Annotated in this window: 17 protein-coding genes, 1 tRNA gene and 1 other RNA gene; 13 read left to right on the plus strand and 6 right to left on the minus strand. The window is 64.6% G+C overall.

Features of this window, described 5'->3' with window-relative positions; all coding sequences use genetic code 11:
* Window positions 1-62: 62 nt before the first annotated feature.
* From CHINAEXTREME_RS17385 to CHINAEXTREME_RS17395, 3 genes are all read left to right on the plus strand, one after another.
* On the plus strand, window positions 63-1,457 hold the full coding sequence (locus CHINAEXTREME_RS17385) for a permease (RefSeq protein WP_007142455.1): 1,395 nt from the start codon (window positions 63-65) through the stop codon (window positions 1,455-1,457).
* 687 nt (window positions 1,458-2,144) lie between these two features.
* Complete coding sequence (locus CHINAEXTREME_RS17390; RefSeq protein WP_007142456.1) at window positions 2,145-3,032, plus strand: alpha/beta fold hydrolase; 888 nt, start codon at window positions 2,145-2,147, stop codon at window positions 3,030-3,032.
* Window positions 3,033-3,297: 265 nt separating this feature from the next.
* Window positions 3,298-3,966, plus strand: a complete 669-nt coding sequence (locus CHINAEXTREME_RS17395; RefSeq protein ID WP_007142457.1) for a helix-turn-helix domain-containing protein — start codon at window positions 3,298-3,300, stop codon at window positions 3,964-3,966.
* Window positions 3,967-4,463: 497 nt separating this feature from the next.
* Here the strand turns inward: CHINAEXTREME_RS17395 and CHINAEXTREME_RS17405 are convergent, their stop codons facing one another.
* Window positions 4,464-6,398, minus strand: a complete 1,935-nt coding sequence (locus CHINAEXTREME_RS17405; protein ID WP_007142459.1) for a hypothetical protein — start codon at window positions 6,396-6,398, stop codon at window positions 4,464-4,466.
* A gap of 311 nt (window positions 6,399-6,709) precedes the next feature.
* Window positions 6,710-6,784: transfer RNA gene (locus CHINAEXTREME_RS17410), tRNA-Arg, on the minus strand.
* 188 nt (window positions 6,785-6,972) lie between these two features.
* On the opposite strand from CHINAEXTREME_RS17410, the gene CHINAEXTREME_RS17415 reads away from it, so the two are divergent.
* From CHINAEXTREME_RS17415 to CHINAEXTREME_RS17435, 5 genes are all read left to right on the plus strand, one after another.
* Complete coding sequence (locus CHINAEXTREME_RS17415; protein ID WP_007142460.1) at window positions 6,973-7,155, plus strand: DUF7511 domain-containing protein; 183 nt, start codon at window positions 6,973-6,975, stop codon at window positions 7,153-7,155.
* A gap of 95 nt (window positions 7,156-7,250) precedes the next feature.
* A complete protein-coding gene (locus tag CHINAEXTREME_RS17420; protein ID WP_076738764.1) occupies window positions 7,251-8,102 on the plus strand; it encodes a geranylgeranylglycerol-phosphate geranylgeranyltransferase in 852 nt (283 codons plus the stop codon).
* Between the two features lie 296 nt (window positions 8,103-8,398).
* Complete coding sequence (locus CHINAEXTREME_RS17425) at window positions 8,399-9,040, plus strand: RAD55 family ATPase (protein WP_007142462.1); 642 nt, start codon at window positions 8,399-8,401, stop codon at window positions 9,038-9,040.
* An 83-nt stretch (window positions 9,041-9,123) separates the two neighbouring features.
* A complete protein-coding gene (locus tag CHINAEXTREME_RS17430) occupies window positions 9,124-9,540 on the plus strand; it encodes a CoA-binding protein (RefSeq protein ID WP_007142463.1) in 417 nt (138 codons plus the stop codon).
* Between the two features lie 129 nt (window positions 9,541-9,669).
* A complete protein-coding gene (locus CHINAEXTREME_RS17435) occupies window positions 9,670-9,864 on the plus strand; it encodes a hypothetical protein (RefSeq protein WP_007142464.1) in 195 nt (64 codons plus the stop codon).
* 150 nt (window positions 9,865-10,014) lie between these two features.
* Here the strand turns inward: CHINAEXTREME_RS17435 and CHINAEXTREME_RS17440 are convergent, their stop codons facing one another.
* Together CHINAEXTREME_RS17440 and CHINAEXTREME_RS17445 are read right to left on the minus strand one after the other, a co-directional pair.
* On the minus strand, window positions 10,015-10,995 hold the full coding sequence (locus CHINAEXTREME_RS17440; RefSeq protein ID WP_007142465.1) for a PLP-dependent cysteine synthase family protein: 981 nt from the start codon (window positions 10,993-10,995) through the stop codon (window positions 10,015-10,017).
* Window positions 10,996-11,138: 143 nt separating this feature from the next.
* Window positions 11,139-11,462 carry a DUF5798 family protein gene (locus CHINAEXTREME_RS17445; protein ID WP_007142466.1) on the minus strand — a complete coding sequence of 108 codons (324 nt, stop codon included), beginning with the start codon at window positions 11,460-11,462 and terminating at the stop codon, window positions 11,139-11,141.
* 504 nt (window positions 11,463-11,966) lie between these two features.
* Between CHINAEXTREME_RS17445 and ffs the strand changes: the two genes are divergently transcribed.
* The 5 genes from ffs to CHINAEXTREME_RS17470 all read left to right on the plus strand — a co-directional run bounded on the left by ffs (window position 11,967) and on the right by CHINAEXTREME_RS17470 (window position 15,781).
* An RNA gene (gene ffs / locus CHINAEXTREME_RS17450) (signal recognition particle sRNA) lies at window positions 11,967-12,278 on the plus strand.
* Between the two features lie 115 nt (window positions 12,279-12,393).
* The gene (locus tag CHINAEXTREME_RS17455) at window positions 12,394-13,113 is read left to right on the plus strand and encodes a helix-turn-helix domain-containing protein (protein ID WP_007142467.1); all 720 of its coding nucleotides are present in this window, start codon (window positions 12,394-12,396) and stop codon (window positions 13,111-13,113) included.
* A 48-nt stretch (window positions 13,114-13,161) separates the two neighbouring features.
* A complete protein-coding gene (locus CHINAEXTREME_RS17460) occupies window positions 13,162-14,094 on the plus strand; it encodes a DMT family transporter (protein WP_007142468.1) in 933 nt (310 codons plus the stop codon).
* Between the two features lie 206 nt (window positions 14,095-14,300).
* Window positions 14,301-15,167, plus strand: a complete 867-nt coding sequence (locus tag CHINAEXTREME_RS17465) for a LolA family protein (protein WP_007142469.1) — start codon at window positions 14,301-14,303, stop codon at window positions 15,165-15,167.
* Window positions 15,168-15,265: 98 nt separating this feature from the next.
* The gene (locus CHINAEXTREME_RS17470) at window positions 15,266-15,781 is read left to right on the plus strand and encodes a GNAT family N-acetyltransferase (protein ID WP_007142470.1); all 516 of its coding nucleotides are present in this window, start codon (window positions 15,266-15,268) and stop codon (window positions 15,779-15,781) included.
* A 50-nt stretch (window positions 15,782-15,831) separates the two neighbouring features.
* Here the strand turns inward: CHINAEXTREME_RS17470 and CHINAEXTREME_RS17475 are convergent, their stop codons facing one another.
* Together CHINAEXTREME_RS17475 and CHINAEXTREME_RS17480 are read right to left on the minus strand one after the other, a co-directional pair.
* The gene (locus CHINAEXTREME_RS17475; RefSeq protein WP_007142471.1) at window positions 15,832-16,737 is read right to left on the minus strand and encodes a mechanosensitive ion channel family protein; all 906 of its coding nucleotides are present in this window, start codon (window positions 16,735-16,737) and stop codon (window positions 15,832-15,834) included.
* A complete protein-coding gene (locus tag CHINAEXTREME_RS17480; protein WP_007142472.1) occupies window positions 16,734-16,982 on the minus strand; it encodes a YhbY family RNA-binding protein in 249 nt (82 codons plus the stop codon). Before CHINAEXTREME_RS17480 ends, CHINAEXTREME_RS17475 begins: the two co-directional genes overlap by 4 nt.
* Between the last annotated feature and the right edge of the window lie 8 nt (window positions 16,983-16,990).

The following is a 16,990-nucleotide window of genomic DNA, read 5'->3' on the forward strand; positions in this document are numbered from 1 at the left end:
CCGTTCGCTACTTCATCTCATGAAGGGGAATCGGGAAAAGAGATGCCCGCGAAACTCTAGACATGTACGTGGCCCTCGTCGACGGCGTCCTCGAGTCGCTCCGCATCGGCGTCGGGTTCCTCTGGACGGCCGCCTGGGCGATCATCATGGGGCTCACGATCACGAGTCTCGTGCAGGTGTACGTCTCGAAGGAACGCATGGCGTCGGTCTTAGGCGAGGGCGATCTCTCCGGACTCGCGAAGGCGACGGTCTTCGGGGCCGCGAGCAGCGGCTGTAGCTTCGGTGCCGTCGCCATCGGTAAGGGGCTGTTCAAGAAGGGAGCCCACGCGGTGAACTTCCTCGCGTTCATGTTCGCCTCGACGAACCTCATCGTCGAACTCGGCCTGATGATCCTGATCCTGCTCGGCTGGGAGTTCCTGCTCGCGGAACTCCTCGGCGGGCTGGTCCTCATCGCCGTCATGGCCATCATCGTCCAGTTCACGCTCCCCGAGGCGCTGTTCGACGAGGTACGGGCCGAACTCGAGCGACGCGACCACGAACACGGCGTCGAGGAGGATCCGACCTGTGGGATGGCGGGCTCGGACGAACACACCCTCGTGACCGACGGGGGCGAGCGGCTGAAGTTCTGTTCCGAGGGCTGTCTCGAGACCTACCGTCAGCACGCCGCGAGTAGCGGCGTTTGGCACGAACAACTGCGCTCGTGGGGTGGCTGGTACAGGGTCGCCAACCAGTACCGCAAGGAGTGGTCGATGATCTGGACGGACGTCGTCGCGGGCTTTCTCATCTCGGGGTTCGTCATCGTCTTCGTCCCGCAGTGGGTCTGGAACACGCTGTTCCTCGAGGGGGAGAGCCCCCTGATGATCGCCGAGAACGCGATCATGGGGGTCGCGATCGCCATCATCAGCTTCGTCGGCAGCATGGGGAACGTCCCGTTCGCCGTCGCGCTCTGGGGCGGCGGTATCAGCTTCGCGGGCGTCATCGCGTTCGTCTACGCCGACCTCATCACGATTCCCGTGTTGAACGTCTACCGGAAGTACTACGGCTGGAAGATCATGCTGTACATCCTCGGCGTCTTCTTCGTGACGATGGCGTTTACCGGCTTTCTCATGGAACTGCTGTTCGACGCGCTCGGAATCGTTCCGAACCTCGAGGGCGGGACGACGGCGAGCGAGCAAACCTATTTCGAACTCGACTACACCTTCTACCTCAACCTCGTCGCGTTCGCCCTCTCCGGGTTCCTGTTGTACGTGTATCGTCGCGGCCTCGGCGCGCCGGGTGAGTACCGCGATCCGGTCTGTGGGATGCGCGTCGACGACGATGGGCCGAGTGCCACCCACCAGGGAGAGTCCTTCTACTTCTGTTCGACGACCTGCAAGCGGTCGTTCGAATCGACACCCGAGAAGTTCGCGGACCTCGGTCCACGAGTCGCGGATTCCGGCCACGAACACGATCACTGACCGCTGTCCGATGATTCCGGCCACACAGTCCGTCAGCCGTCGAGACGAAATTGACCCGTCCGCCCGGAAAACAGGTCTGACACTCCCCGTCGAATGAGCGACTGTGCTTCGAAGTGCCGAGGAATTTCCGAGAAGGCGACGGCACACCTCCCCTGCCGTGGGACGCGGACGGCAAGCGGACGGCGTCCGGCGCGCGCAGTTCCGGCCTCCGAGGTCGTCCGGCTACTCGTCGTCGTTCTCGTCGCCGTCATCCTCGAGTTCCGAAATCGCTTCGTCGACTTCGTCCTGTGTAGCTTCGTCCATCCCCAATCCCTGATCGAAATATCGGAGAAGCTGAGTTTAAATATTTCTAATCAGAACTGTATTTCCGTTCCTTATCGTTGTACGGGATCGACAACGGTGTTCCGAGCTACTGACGGACGCGCTCACGGCAACCACGTCCTGCTCTCGAGGGTCGCCACTCGCGCTCACGGTGTTCCTGATCCCCCCATCACCGGCAGCGATTCAGCGGTCGTCGTCCGTCGGGTCGAAACCGACGGCTCCGGACCCGAGAACCTCCCGGTCGGACTGTCGATCCGCTTCATACCCGACGTATGGGGCTGGAAGCCTCCGTGGAGCACCCTTATTATAAACCACCGGACTAGTACGGGGCCAGTCACTCACTAGTCCCATGAGTAACTCGAACCGATGACCACGCGGCCACACAACCCGTCTCCTCGAGGGACGGCACCGTTTGTCGGTCGAACCGTCTCCCTGGACGACGGTCGGCAGCTCGCGTACGCCGAATACGGGTGTCCGAAGGGCGTCCCCGTCGTCTTTCTTCACGGGACGCCCGGCTCTCGCCGATTGGGGGTGGCGTTCGAGACGATCGCAGAGGACCTGGGGGTGCGGCTACTCTCTCCAGACCGGCCCGGATACGGCCGCTCGTCTCCGTGGCCGGATCGTTCGATCGACGACGCCGGTGAGTTCGTCGGCGCGCTTCTGGACGACGCCGACGTCGGGACGGCCGGTATCGTCGGATTCTCCGGCGGGTGCCCATACGCACTCGCCGCAGCGGCTTCCCTACCCGAACGGATCGACCGAGTCGACGTCGTGGCCGGAGCCACGCCACCCGACGTGAGCGAGGCGACGCCCGCGATGCAGCGATTTCTCGCCGGCTTGGCGACGACGGCGCCGGTCGTCCTTCGGGGGCTTTTCCGCGGACAGGCGTTGCTCGCGGACCACCTCGCTCCCTCGTTCGTCGTCGACCAGTACACCGCAGCGGATACCGGCGAACCGGTGCCCGACGATGTCGCGGAAATCGTCAAAGCGGATTTCCTCGAGGCGTTCGCCCGTCACCGCCGTGGCGCGGTCACCGAGTTCCGGAACACGGCGACGGACTGGGGGATCGACTTCGCCGACATCGACTCGAGGGTTCATCTCTGGCACGGCGAGAACGATACGAACGTTCCGATAGAAGACGCTCGCCGCCTCGAGACGCGGATATCGACCGCCGAGTTGCACGTTCTCGAAGACGCGGATCACCTTCGGACGCTCCTCCGAGGCGTTCCCAGGCTTCTCGAGGACTATCGCTGACCGAACCCGTCGGTTCGGGGAATGCCGGAGGGTACTCGTATCGATTTCTCCCGATGAACGGCCTGGAACCGTGCTGTGTACACGACTTCCGGTTCCGCTTGTCTCCCCTGGTTCACCCACCGATACCCCCGCTACGGTAGACCCGTGATATCGGGACGCGATGACGCCGATCGCTCGGCCACGTCTCGTCGTGCAGACAGGCGGCTGCTCGAGCGGAATCACCTCGATTGATACGGTGCCTGAACGAACGACCCGCATACGTGGTATGAAACGCATCCAGTTCTCGGCCACTTATCCAGAGCGACTCGTTCACCCCCTTCACCAGCAGATTATCGGGGGAACGTCGATCACACGGGCCGAGTTACTGATGTGGAGCCCGACTCGAGACGCGACGACGCTGTTCTGGTGCGACGGGGGGAGGGAAGCCGCCGAAACGATCATCGCGAACATCGATTCGCTCCTCGCCTGCAATTTCGTCGAGGACACCCACGGGACCGGAACCTACGCGTTCCTCCAGCAGGACGAGTACGAGTTCTCGCGGGCGTTGCTGGATACCATCGCAGGTTCCCGGGTGATCTTTCTCCCGCCGGTCGCGTTTCTGGACACGGGCGAGGTACGGTTCGAGGCGGTCGGGGAGCCGACCGCACTCAGTACGTTCCACGACGAACTCTCCGAACTCGCGAACCTCTCCATCGAACGGGTACACGAATTCGAGCGGAAGGGGTCGCCGTCACGTCTCACCGATCGACAGGAGTCCGCACTGGAGACGGCGGCCGCGGTCGGCTACTACGAAGTCCCTCGAGAGGGTACCGTCGCTGACGTCGCTGCCGTCCTGGACTGCTCGAAGAGTACAGCCGGAGAACTGGTGCGGAAGGCAGAAGCAACGGTGATCCGGGACTACCTCGAGACGAGGTGCCGAACGTCGACTACGTAACGACCGTCCGTGACACCGACGGCGGACCGGCCCAGCGATCGGATCCCTCGGAAGTTCGGTGCTCTGTGCTCGAGCGACGGGGGGACGGGGTACACGAAGTACTCCGAACCGGCGAGCGCCGGCGACGAATCGGTTCCGTCGGTGTGGCCCAGTCGGCCCGCCGCCGTCTTCCGCCGGGCCGACGCGGGAACGATCTCTACCGTCGCTTGCGGCGAGTCCGGGCGGTGGCATATTGTCATAAACCGTCTCGTACTCGTCGGATCGACGACGTGCGTCTCGTGCTAGCTTCCGACCGCCGTATCCTCTTTCGTCTCGTCCTCGTAGTAGTCCTGCCAAGCGGGGAGAGGAAGGCAATCGCTGTCCCGTACGTAGGCCCGCAGGCTCTCGAGGACGTCCCAGCGCTGAACCAATCCGACGTTTCGGATGCCGGGGCCGACTACCGTTCGACCTCCCAGCAAACCGGCACCGGACCGAGTCGACGTCGTCAAAAGCCGACCCTAGAGTTTCGTTTCGTTCCGGGCCTGTTCGGTGCGGCGATCGGCCTGCTTCAGTCTATTGTTCGTCGCCCTGGCGACCGGTTCCGGGAGATCGTTCCTTGCCTCGGCGAGCCGATCCTCCACCCGCTGGAGCCGTTCGACGACGGTCTCCAGTTGTTTGTCGGCGTTTCCTCGCTCGCCGGCGCGTCCCCGTTCGGCGGCCCGCCGGGCGGCCTCCACGACGGCTGCAAGCGCACGCTCGAGTCCCTGCACGGCGTTTTCCGAACCGTTGTTATCAGCGTCGTCGCCCTGTGACGAAACCTCCACTCGCGTCTCCTCGGCGACGTTCGCTACAAACTCCGCGAGTGACGCCTTGCCCGTCTCGGGCCGCTCGATACGGACCGCCGACCCGGGGTCGGCGGGCGGATTGATCCGGTAGGCGCCGACGGCGTCGTCGCTGTCCCGAACTTCGGTCGTGTAAGCGCCACCGGTGTGCACGTAGACGGCGTCGTTTCCCTCGACCGCCGACTCGTACAGCCGTCCGGCAAAATCGTCTTCGACGGCCACCCTCGAGAGGTCGGTCGTCCCGGTCTCGTCTCCGAGTTCCACCTTCGTCGCGTGGTCGCGGGCGACGAGCGGAATCTCACCGCCGACACCGGCTGCTGTCACGGTTTCGTCGTCCGACACGGCGACCCGTTCGCTGTGTGGCGCTCGGCCGGCACCGTTGACCGTCAGCCGGTGGTCGCCCGCCGGGACGTCTCGTACGACGGCGACGCCATCGAACGTCGGGGCGGCCTCGGGGTCGCTCTCGAACAGGACGACCGACTCGACGCTCGACTCTACCGTGGTCACCCCCTCGTTTTCCGGCGCCTCATCGCTCGTCACCGCTTCGGTGATCCGGCTGACCACGGTGTTGATCGACCTCGGCTCGCCGATGACGTCGTATCGATCGGCCAGTGCCTCTCGGTGGTGGGAAACGGTGATGTCCACTGCCGGATTCTCGTAGCGGGGCTGGTTCCACGGCGCTTCCGTCGCCGTGATGTGGCCGGCGATAGCGTCCTCGAGGACGTCCGGGACGTCGAACTCGAAGCTCAACTGGGGGCCGATGAACTCCGCGATGTGCTCGACCTCGTCGCTCGAGACGAGTTCGTACTGGACATCGGTGTCGTCCGCTTGGTCGCCGTGCCGGAAGACGAGCCCCGTCTCTCGCGTCGGCAAGTCCGTCGGTGGCGACGTCAGCGCGTCGTACGATCGGACGGTGAGTTCGGCGTCGATCAGCGACGCGCTGGAAACGGACGGCAAGCGTTCGTTGTCGTAGATCGGTTCACCCTCGTACGCCGGGACGAGATAGGGGAGTCGCGACCCCTCGTCCCGCGGCAATCCGTACGCGATCGGAATCTCGGCGTCGACGACGTCCTCGACCCCTTCGATCGCCGTGTTCGTGATGTCTGCCAGCAGATCCTCGATGCCTACTCGCTGGAAGTGATCGGGTACGTCGTTGACCGAGAGCGTACTCGAATGTGACCCGAGTTCGGAGAGGATACGCGGCGTGGTCCCGGGGTCCGGATCCAGGAACTCGTTATTGGGGACGCTTCGGGAGTGGGAACTGGCGACGTACAGCTGCGGTTCGCCGGTCTCCGTGTCGACGAAGACGTGCAGCACTTCCCAGTCGTGCCAGTGGAAGTTTGTCGTAAACTGGTCGAACACCGAGTAACACCAGAACTGGACGACGGCAAGCGGTGATTCCTCGTACTCGACGGCGTGGTAGAACACCGTCGGATTCGGCGGGTTACTCCCTTCGTACTGCTCGTGATACCCGTCGAAGGCATCGAATCCGCCGACGACGGTTTGGCCGTCGCGCTCACTGGCGTATGGGCGTGGATCCGTCGGAAACCACGGCTCGTGGACGTCGAAGTACAGCGCCGGGGCGAATCGCGTCGCCAGCTCTCGAGCCATTTCCCCGTCTACAGGACTGGTCTGACCGTCGTCCTCATCGGGTACCGCAGAACAACCAGCGACAGCAGTCCCACCTGCGGCGGCGAGCGCACCCAGAACCGTCCGGCGGTCCACAGCGACCGTAGAGTCTTCGGTCACCGGTGACTGCCTCCTATCTGAAGACCCAGTGAAGACGCGTGTATCACGAACATGATCTCGAATGAGTCCATCCGCTCAATAAGCCTTCTGTACTGATCGTCGGAGAGCCCGCTAAGATAACGCATTAAACGACGTACCGCCGTCTTGCGAACGTGGACTGTTCGAAAAACGGATGGGCGCTGCAGGATTTGAACCCGCGGCAACTTGGTCCGAAGCCAAGCACTCTGTCCAGACTGAGCTAAGCGCCCGCACCCGTTCATTTCCGCGGGTTCCGTATAAGTGTCTCGATTCCCGATCCGATTGATAGGCGAAACCACACCGCCCTGCCCGGATTCGACACGGCTCGAGGGCCCCGACACCGCCACGACTCGACCCGAATTCCCGGTCAATGAAAATCAGCGACGGCGGTCTTTAAGTGGAGGTCCTACGGCCGGATATGTCGCTGAACGAGGCCCCCATTCCCGACGATGGTCAGTCCGCGGACGAGCCCCTCGAGTTGCTCACGGACGACGAGGAGGTCTGGACGGCGGTTCCTGTCGACGCGACGGGGGACGACCGGATCACGAAGTGGATCTCGGTCGAGGACGATCTCCTCTGTGATCTCGAGGAGTGGCGATAACCGAACGGCGCGGTCGACGAATTCTCCTGTTGCGGTTCCGTTGCGAGTCGGATCGCACCGTTTAACCACTCGGCCTGACCACTCACCGCTGTGCCATGACAGCGCGGGAGACGGTCCGAGGGTTGCTCGAGTTGACGCGGCCGGTGAACGTGATCGCCGCGAGCCTGTTGACGTTCATCGGTGCGTTCGTTGCCGGTGGGATCGCCGATCACGCCGCCGAGGTAGCGGCGGCGGTAGCCGCGACCGGCCTGGCGGTGGGTGCCGGAAACGCCATCAACGACTACTTCGACCGCGAGATCGATCGGATCAACCGCCCCGATCGGGCGATCCCGCGGGGAGCGGTGAGTCCGCGTGGTGCGCTCGCGTTCAGTATCGTTCTTTTCGCAGTCGCAGTCGTGTTGGCGGTGATGCTGCCGACGCTGGCGATCGCGATCGCGGGGATCAACCTCCTGAGCCTGGTGGCGTACACCGAGTTGTTCAAGGGACTGCCGGGGCTGGGGAACGCGCTGGTCGCGTACCTCGTAGGGAGTACGTTCCTGTTCGGTGCGGCGGCGGTCGGGGAGATCGCCCCGGCGGTCGTCCTCTTCTTGCTCGCGGCGATCGCGACCCTGACTCGCGAGATCGTCAAGGACGTCGAGGATCTCGAGGGGGACCGTGAGGAGGGGCTCAACACGCTTCCGATCGCGGTGGGCGAGCAGCGGGCGCTGTGGATCGCGGCCGTTCTGCTCACGATCGGCGTTCTGGCGAGTCCAGTCCCGTACCTGCTGGGGTACTTCGATGTGGTGTATCTGGCACTGGTCGTGCCCGCCGACGCGGTGATGCTGGCCGCGGCCGTCCGGAGTTTCGACGATCCGACCAGGGGTCAGTCGTGGCTCAAGTACGGGATGTTCCTTGCAGCACTGGCGTTCGTCGTCGGCAGGGCATCGCTCGAGGTCGGTGGCGTGTGAGCGGCGTGGACAGCACCGCGTGGACGACGCCGTGTGATCACGTGACCGCGGGCTAGTCCGGCGTTCGGTCTCGGTCGGCTTCCCTGGCCCTGGCTTCGTATGTGACCACCGAACCCAGTGTGTTCCCGGTGTGTGGTTCTCGATTTCGCGCCGGGCTCGGCTCGTTCCAGCCTCGAGAAGCACTCGTTCGTGGGCCCTATCAAAAGGATTATAAACTGGATCCTGTATTTTCATACCAGACGTTGGTACAGAGTGCTGGCTGCCGAGACGGTCACGGACGGATGTGAGTATCTGGTATGTATGACCTCGTAGATGTCCTCCCGGACACGGACCTCGGTCCGGGGACGAACATCCTTATCGCCGGTCCGCCGCTCACGGGCAAGCGGGAGATCGCGTTCGACATCCTCAGGAGTGGGATGAGCAGCGGCGACGGAACGATCGTCGTTTCGACCAAGGACAGTGCCGACAAGGTACTCGAGCAGTTGTCGTCGGACACTCAGCAGTCCGCATCCGACACTACTCCCGTCGGGGTCGTCGACTGTGTCACGAAACAGCGTGGTATCGGTGCCGTCGAGAACGATCCGCGGATCAAGTACGCGTCTTCGCCGGTCGACATGACCGGTATCGGGATCAAGCTCTCCGAGTTCCTCCAGGAGTTCTACGAGAACCGGGGCGTGACCCAGAATCGCGTGTTGTTACACTCGATTTCGACGCTGTTGATGTACTCGGACCTCCAGACGGTGTTCCGATTCCTGCACGTCTTTACCGGCCGCGTCCAGAGCGCCGACGCCCTCGGGCTGTACGTTATCGACTCGACGTCACACGACGACCAGACGATGAACACGCTCAAGCAACTGTTCGATGGCGTGATCGAACTCGAGGACGGCGACGGCGACGGCGACGAGCCGGACATCACGACGGCGGGACTCTCTGCCTGAAACGGACCCCCGCCGATCTGTAGATTCTCGGGAGAACGGACGATAGGTGTTTAGGGCCGAGACCCGCTACGCTACGCTACGGTATGCCAGTCGAGTCCGACGCGGAGATCGAAGCGGTGCTCGAGGCCGAAACCGTCGCCGTCGTCGGCTGCTCGAGTACACCGGGCAAGGCGGCCCACGACGTCCCGTCGTACCTCGCGGACCACGGGTACGAGGTGTACCCGGTGAACCCGTTCGCCGACGAAATCCTCGGCCGACGAGCGGTCGACTCGCTCTCGGAACTCGACGAGGAGGTCGACGTCGACGTGGTCTGTATTTTCCGCCCCAGCGACGAGGTGGCAGGGATCGTCGACGAAGCGCTCGAGCGCGACGACGTCGAGGCGATCTGGACCCAGTTGGGAATCGAAGACGACGAGGCGACAGTACGCGCCGAGGGGGCGGGAACGACCGTCGTACAGGATCGCTGTATGAAGGTCGAACACCGGCGGTTGCTGAAATGACGACGAGCGACGAGATACGGGCGATCGCCCCACACCGCGATATGGCGGTCCTTGATGGTTGTACGTCGGTTTCGACCCCAGTTACCGACAGAGACTTATTCGACAGAGGAGTACGCGGTACCAGTACCCATGTGTGACCGGTCCGGGAGCTGTACGAACGAGGGGACGTGCCAGCTCGTCCTCAAGAACCGGAATACGGGGATGGAGATGGTGGAACATCACTGCAAGGCCCACCTCGTGCTTCGCGTCTGGGAAGTCGAACGCGACGACGAACTCGACGTCGTCGACGCGACCACGCTCCGTCAGCCACCGGCACCGGGGTAAAGCTGACGTTCGCTGAGCGCCACGGTCGAGATCGGGATCGGGGTCGGGATCGAACGTCGATCCGAGCCGCAGGCGACGACGCGTCGGTCCCCTGGATCGACCGTTTCACTCTGAACCGGGGGCGCGGCGACCCGCCGTCGGCGGACCGAGTTACGAACTCCACTCGTCGAACGAACGATAGATCCCCTTCGAGAGGTATCGCTCGCTCGAGTCCGGGAAGACGGTGACCACGGTGTCGTGGGGGGCGTCGATCGTCCCGTCGGCGATCCCGCGGGCGATGCGTTTCGCCGCGACGCTTGCTGCACCCGCGCTCGAGGCGACCAGGTGTCCTTCCTCGCGTGCGAGGCGGACGAGTTCGTCGTGGGCCTCGCGATCGGCGACAGCGTAGACGTCGTCGACCAGTTCCGGATCGAACAGTTCGTTCGTCGATGGATCGTGCGTGCCGATCCCTTCGATCTTGTACTCCCCTTCCTCGCGATCCTCGCCGACGACCTCGCCGTACAGTGACCCTTCCGGTTCGACGGCACCGACGTAGGTGTCGGGGTCCTGCTCGAGGGCGTAGCGGGCGATTCCCATGAGCGTGCCCGCGGTGCCACACCCCGCGACGACGGCGCCGACCTCGCCGTCCAGCGCCTCGTAGATTTCCGGGCCAGTGGTCGCGTGATGTGCTTCCGCGTTCAGCGGGTTCGAGAACTGCTGGGGGACGACTGCGTCGTCCAGTTCCTCGGCGAGTTGCTGTGCACGGTCGATCGCGCCGCCCATTCCGTCCTCTGTCGGGGTGTTGATGATCTCCGCACCGAGTGCGTCCATCAGCTGCTGTTTTTCGACGCTGAACCGCTCGGGAACGACGAAGATCGCGTCGAGACCGAGCTGTTCGGCCGCGATCGCGAGCCCGATGCCGGTGTTCCCGGCGGTCGGCTCGATGATCGTTCCCCCGGCGGGGACGTCTCCGCGCTCGAGCATCCGCTCGAGCATGTAGCGGCCGATCCGATCTTTCACGCTCGCCCCCGGGTTGAACGACTCGAGTTTTGCGTAGATGCGTACGCCCTCGACGCCATCCTGTACGCGGACGAGCGGCGTGTCACCGATCGTCTCGAGTACCGACTCCAACGGTCGCTCGTGGGTCGTCATTGTGCTGGCAAATGTTGCCACTGTTGTTAGGTCTTGCTTTTACGCTCTCCCGGTCCGGCACTGCCGAACGATCGAACCGGCACGAAAACCCCATCGAAGCGGGTGCGAGCGACCGATGAGCGTTCCTCGGCGTCGACGGCTCGTTAGGCTTCGGTCTCGCCGTCCTCGGCGTCGGCTGCGGTCGCGTCCCCGTCAGTCGCGTCTTCAGCCTCCTCGAGGTCCACGTCGTCGATCGCCGCGTCTGCGAGGATCTCCTCGCCGTCGATTCCCTGTTCGTCGGCGATCGCCAGCAGGAGTTCGCGCTGCTCGGTAAGCTGGTGGTCGATCCGGTTGACCGTGTCGTGGGTCTCGTCCATTTCCTCTTCCAGACTGATGATCCGCTTCTGGAGTTGCTGTACCTGTTTGTACATCGCTTCGGCCCGATCCGAGAGCCCCTGAAGTTTCTTTGCGGTGCTGCCGAGTCCCATGCCAGGACGATGTGTCGGCTCGGTAATGGGCCTTTTCCTCCATCGGAGTCCCCGGCTCGAGATGGTGTGTTATCAACTAACGTGGCCTAGCAAATTTAAGGCCATCCCGCTCGAGGGCGAGTGATCGCTTCCGCCCTGATGCTGCTTCCGACGCCGGGTTCAGGGTCCAAGAACCGACGCCGGTTCCGTTCGATGAACTGGGTCCAGTCGACGCCGCTGGTTTTCAGTGATTCAGTCGGTCACACCCCCGTTTCCGTGCGTCGACGAAATCCGCTGCGGGCCACACCACTCCGCGTTAGACCGTACGAAAGACAGGGAAATCCCTGACTTCGACCTCGAGCAGAACGTCTCGACCGAGTCGGCTGCGGAGTGTGAGACTGAGCCGAGCGCCGCCGATTCCGACGACGTTCTCGAGCACACGGAGCGAAGGCGTCCGGGTCAGCGGCCCCGTCCGGTCGGGCGATTCTGGAGGCGAAAGGCCCTTAAGGTGTAACCGTCTACGAAGAACTGGATAGGTCGGGCAGTTTGGCCCTGCTCGTAACCCGCGCTATGGTCATTAGCGGGGACCGAACGCCGCGGGCGTCCGGTCAGACCGGCCGGGGCCCCGGGAGCCAACAGAGAAGCCTCGTCCGTCGGGGACAGCGGTCCGCGGTGGCCGTCCGCAGGGACGTCCCATCGCGGTTAGCCGGCGACAGCCCATCAGGCGCGGAAGCGAGCAGTGGACCGCCGGACACCTGTCGCTCGACGGGTCGCGGGGTGGAGAAGGCAACCGGGATTCCCCCGGCCGGAACGCCGGGCAATCGCGGAATCCGCATTCATACCTCATTCCTCACCACCGCCGAGCCGTCAGGCCGGTAGACCGATCCGTTTCGATCGGTGCCGCGTTCGCCGTAACCGCAAGGCGATTGCCCGTCCGCGTCCAGAGGCCAGTATGATCAGCCTCGCCCTGACGGTCCGGCAGTGTGACTGTCCGTTGAGTGCGGCGAGCGACGCCTACGACGTCGCGTTCGTGACCCCTCACTGGCGCTATCACCGCGAGCGGTCCACCCTCGAGTTGCGGGTCCTCGCCGACGCGGCCGACCGCGCCGCACTCGAGCAGGGGCTGGACGTCGTTCGGAACCACGAGGAGACGACGCGGTTCGAACTGCTCGCCAAGCGCGGCGGGACGGGACGGGCCCGGCTCGCGATGGGGACGACCGACGTAATGGGGACGGTCGTCGACCACGGCGGTTACCTCACCGGGCCGTTCGAGAACGTCGACGGGAGCGAACGCTGGCAGATCGGGTTCGACGACGAGGCCGCCGCCGACGCGGCCCTCGAGACGCTCGAAACTGCGGACGACGAGTGCGAACTCCGGAGTCGTCGGGTCATCGATCCCGCGACTGTCCTCGAGGACGTGCGGGCGGAGGCGGTCGGATCGACCGTGTTGGAGCGTGCCCGGGGCCTCACACCCACCGAACGCGAGACGCTCCGGCGGGCCGTCGAAGACGGCTACTACGACGTGCCCCGATCGGCGACGCTCGGCGACCTCGCCGACGCGCTCGACGTGTCCGATCCGGCAGTCTCGAAGACGCTGCGACGGGCCGAACGGAAACTGCTCGTGCCGACGGTGTCGGCCGTCGAGTCCGCTCGGCGGCGCGACCGGCGTTAACATTCTAACGAGAGCGACCATCCTCCTCGGACCCATAGCTCGAGTCGAATGCCCCGACTGTCGTCCAAACCCGTGTGGTCGAGGCTCTCCACGTATCTGTTCGCGCTGGCGCCGCTCGCCGCTGCCGCACTCTGGGGCGGCCTCTACGTCGTGAGCAAGTGGGGGTTCGACGCCGTCCCGCCGCTGACGCTGGCGTTCCTCCGCGTGGCGGTCGGCGCCGCCGCCTTGCTCGTCGTCGTCCGGGCGACAGCGCCGCGCCGGCGGTTTTCGCGTCGCGACCTGCTGGGGTTTGCCGCCCTGGGCGTGGCCGTCGCCGCGTCGCTTGCGACCCAGTTCCTCGGGACGGCCCTGACCACCGCCAGCCAGGGATCGCTCGTGACCGTGCTGACCCCCGTGTTTACCATCCTGCTCGGTGTGTCCGTGCTGGGCGAACGGCTCTCCGGTCGCCTGGTCGTCGGCATCGTCACGGCGATCGTCGGCACCGTCGTCGTGCTCTCGGGCCAGTACGACCTCGCGGAGTTGACCGGCTCGGCGACCGTCGGGATCGGGATGCTCCTGGTCGCGAGCGCGACCTGGGCTGTCTATACAGTCTTCGGAAAGCCGCTGATCGAACGCTACTCCGCCCTCGAGACCGCCACCTACTCCTGTGCCGTCGCGGTCCCGATCCTCGGGGCGCTGGTCCCGGTCGAGGTCGCGATGACCGGGGCGTCGCTGCGGGCGATCGAGCCGACGCCGGAGTTGGTCGTCGCGGTTCTCTACCTGGGACTGCTCGGAACCGCGGCTGCGTGGTACCTCTGGTACAAGGGGATGGAGTACGTCGACGCGAGCGTCGTCTCGGCGTTTTTCTTCGCCCAGCCGGTCGTCGGCGCGCTCTTCGGGGCGGCAGTGCTCGGCGAATCGCCAGGGTCGCGGTTCGTCCTCGGCGGCGCGGTGATGGCGGCCGGGATCTACATGGTGTCGACGACACGAACGACCGCGTAGCCGCCGGATTCGGCCCGCAACACGGGGGCCTGCGTGAGATACGAGAGAAGGGAACGGAACGGTCACCGGCGTCGGCACGGCGACCGGCGCGTCTGCTGGGGACCGGACCCCGGGTCGACGAGGGTGAGCCGAAGGGACGTTCAACGCCTGGGGTACGTTCATGGATCGAGTAAAGTTTAGGAGGACCCCCATGATGGGTGAGGACGATGACATCTCGTCGAACCGCGATCGTCCTCTGTCTCCTGGTGCTGGTCGTTCCGCTGAGCGGCTGCGTCGTCCTCGAGGACGGCGACGACGGGCCGTCGACCACGGCGCCGAAACCGGGCCCGGAAGCCGAGTCCGAGCAATCGCCCGACCCCGCAGCCGTGTTCGAGGGCGCATTCGTCCACTCGGAGGCCCTCGAGAACGTCCGCGGCGAGCGGACGACGACCGTGACGATCGGCGAGCCCGGCGACGCCGAAACGCGAACCGAACGCGTCGCGGTCGTCGAACGCCCCTACGTCGAGTACCGCAGCGAAGTCCTCGAGTCGTCCGCGCCCGATCGCGTCGGCGAGGTCTACGTCTCGAACGCGTCGGTTTCGTGGTGGTACGACCCCGATGGGCCGTCCGCGAGCTACTTCCCGGTCGAGGAGCCCTTCGACGACGACGCGGTTCGGGCCGACCGCGCAGCGCAAGCCGACCGGCAGAGCGACCTCTACGACCTCGAGTACCTGGGGACCGAGACGGTCGCCGACCGCGAGGCCCACGTCCTCGCCGTCGAAGCGAAAAACGAGACGGTCGCCGAGGGAATCTCGCTGTTGGTCGGCGACACCGAATTCGTCTACGCCCTCGAGACGATCGACCCGACCGAGAAACTCGTCGCCGACGAGCAGCGTCTCTGGATCGATGCGGAGTACGAGTACCCGCTGAAGGAGGAACTCGTGGTGAGCGCCGAATCGGCGGACGACGCCGACCGCTACGTCATGACCGAACGGTTCGAGACCGTGACGTTCAACGACGGGGACGTCGGCGACGACACGTTCGCGTTCGACCCGCCCGAGAACGCGACGGTGACGGACCTCTCCGAGGAGTGACGGGACTGGGAGAGCCGACACCTCGGAATTCCAGCCGACGCTTCGAAAAACGGAAACGTTCTTCACGTTGGTTCGATGATATCACGAGGACCGGTGGGATGACGCTGCAACTGCAAAAAGCGGACGAAAGCGACCTCGAGACGCTGGCCGAACTCTGGCGCGCGCTGGCCACGGATATGGTACAGTATTCCGACCTGAACGAACTGTCCGATGGCGCCGCGAGCGAGGCCGTCGAGGAGGAGTTTCGCAACCAACTCGAGAGCGAGGACGTCACGAATTATCTGCTCCGGGAATCGAACTCGGAGTCGGAATCGGAGTCGGAGTCGGAATCGAAATCAGGAACGACGGTCGGCTTCGTCACCCTCCGGAAGGGAACTCACCCCTCGAGGGAGTACTCGGAGTACCTCCGTATCGTGAACCTGTTCGTGAAAGAGGGATACCGAAGCGAGGGCTACGGGTCGGCGGTCATCGACCGCGTCGAGGAGATGGGCCGGGAAAAGGGATGTGACCTCCTCAAGGTATCCTTCGAGATCGAAAACAGCGGTGCGCGCCGGTTCTACGCCGAGAACGGCTTCGAGGAGAAACAGATCGATTCCGTGTACCGGCTCGAGTGATCCACCGATCCCCTCGAATTATCGCAGGGGAGGAGAGGGAACCGAACCGCCTACTCGGCCGCGCCGAGAACGCCCTGTTCGTTCGCGAGGTCGAGGCCGCCCTCGAGAGTCCGGACGGGGTACGGGATGTCGATCCCTTCTTCGTCGAACCGCCGTTTCACCTCGGTCACGTACTCGCCCCTGATGCGGACGAAGTCGGCCCGCGAGGGGTCCGCGATCCAGAACCGCGACTGAAGCCCGACGTCGGAGTCGCCGAGTTCGGTCAACCGCACGCTCGGCGCGGGATCGTCGAGGATATCCGGGTGGCGTTCCGCCTCGTCGACGATGATCCGGCGCGCCTGATCGATGTCGTCGTCGTAACCGATGCCGAAGACGAACTTCATCCGGAGCTGGTCCGCCTCGACCGGGTTCTTGATGACGCTTTCAGTCAGTTGCGCGTTCGGCACCGTCAACAGTTCGTTGTCGAAGGTACGAACGCGAGTGACCCGGAGGCTGATGTCCTCGACGACGCCCGAGTGGTCCTCCCACTCGATCCAGTCGCCGATCCGGAACGGCTTGTCGATGTAGATGAACACACCGGAGACGAAGTTCGAGATCGTACTCTGCATCGCGAGGCCGACCGCCAGCGCGCCGGCCGCGGCGATGCCGGCCATCGAGACCAGGAAGTTGCCGAATCCAGCGAAGCCGAACGCGACCGCGACCGCGAGGAAGACGACCCCGAACGTGGCGAGTTTGAGCAGTGGCTTCTGCGCGTGGGCGTCGAGTTCGCGCGCCTCGAGCCCACGTCGAACGATCGGCAGGAGAACGGCCTTTCCGATGCCGTAGACGACGACGAACGCGGCGACGAAGAGGATCAGTCCCTCGAGGCTATCGGCGATCGTCGCACCCATAAACTCCTCGAGTGCGCTGCCGATCGGGCCGAGTTCGTCGGCCGCCTGCGAGGGAGCCCCGGTCATCGATGCAACACCGCGGTGTGCCCGCGGGTCTCGACGAGTTCGGCTCCGACCCGTTCGGCCAGGTCAGCCGCCTTCTCCTCGGTCGAACTCCCGGCCCGGGCGGCCCGGAGGAACTTCACCTTCACCAGCTTCCGGTCCGCGAGTTGGTCGTCCAGTTCGTCGACGACGGATTCGATACCGCTCTTGCCGACCCAGACGGTGACGTCGAGGTCGTGCGCTCGTTTCTTGAGTTCCTGTCTATCCATACCCTCGA

Origin of the sequence: Halobiforma lacisalsi AJ5, assembly GCF_000226975.2 — an archaeon.
Lineage (GTDB): Archaea > Halobacteriota > Halobacteria > Halobacteriales > Natrialbaceae > Natronobacterium > Natronobacterium lacisalsi.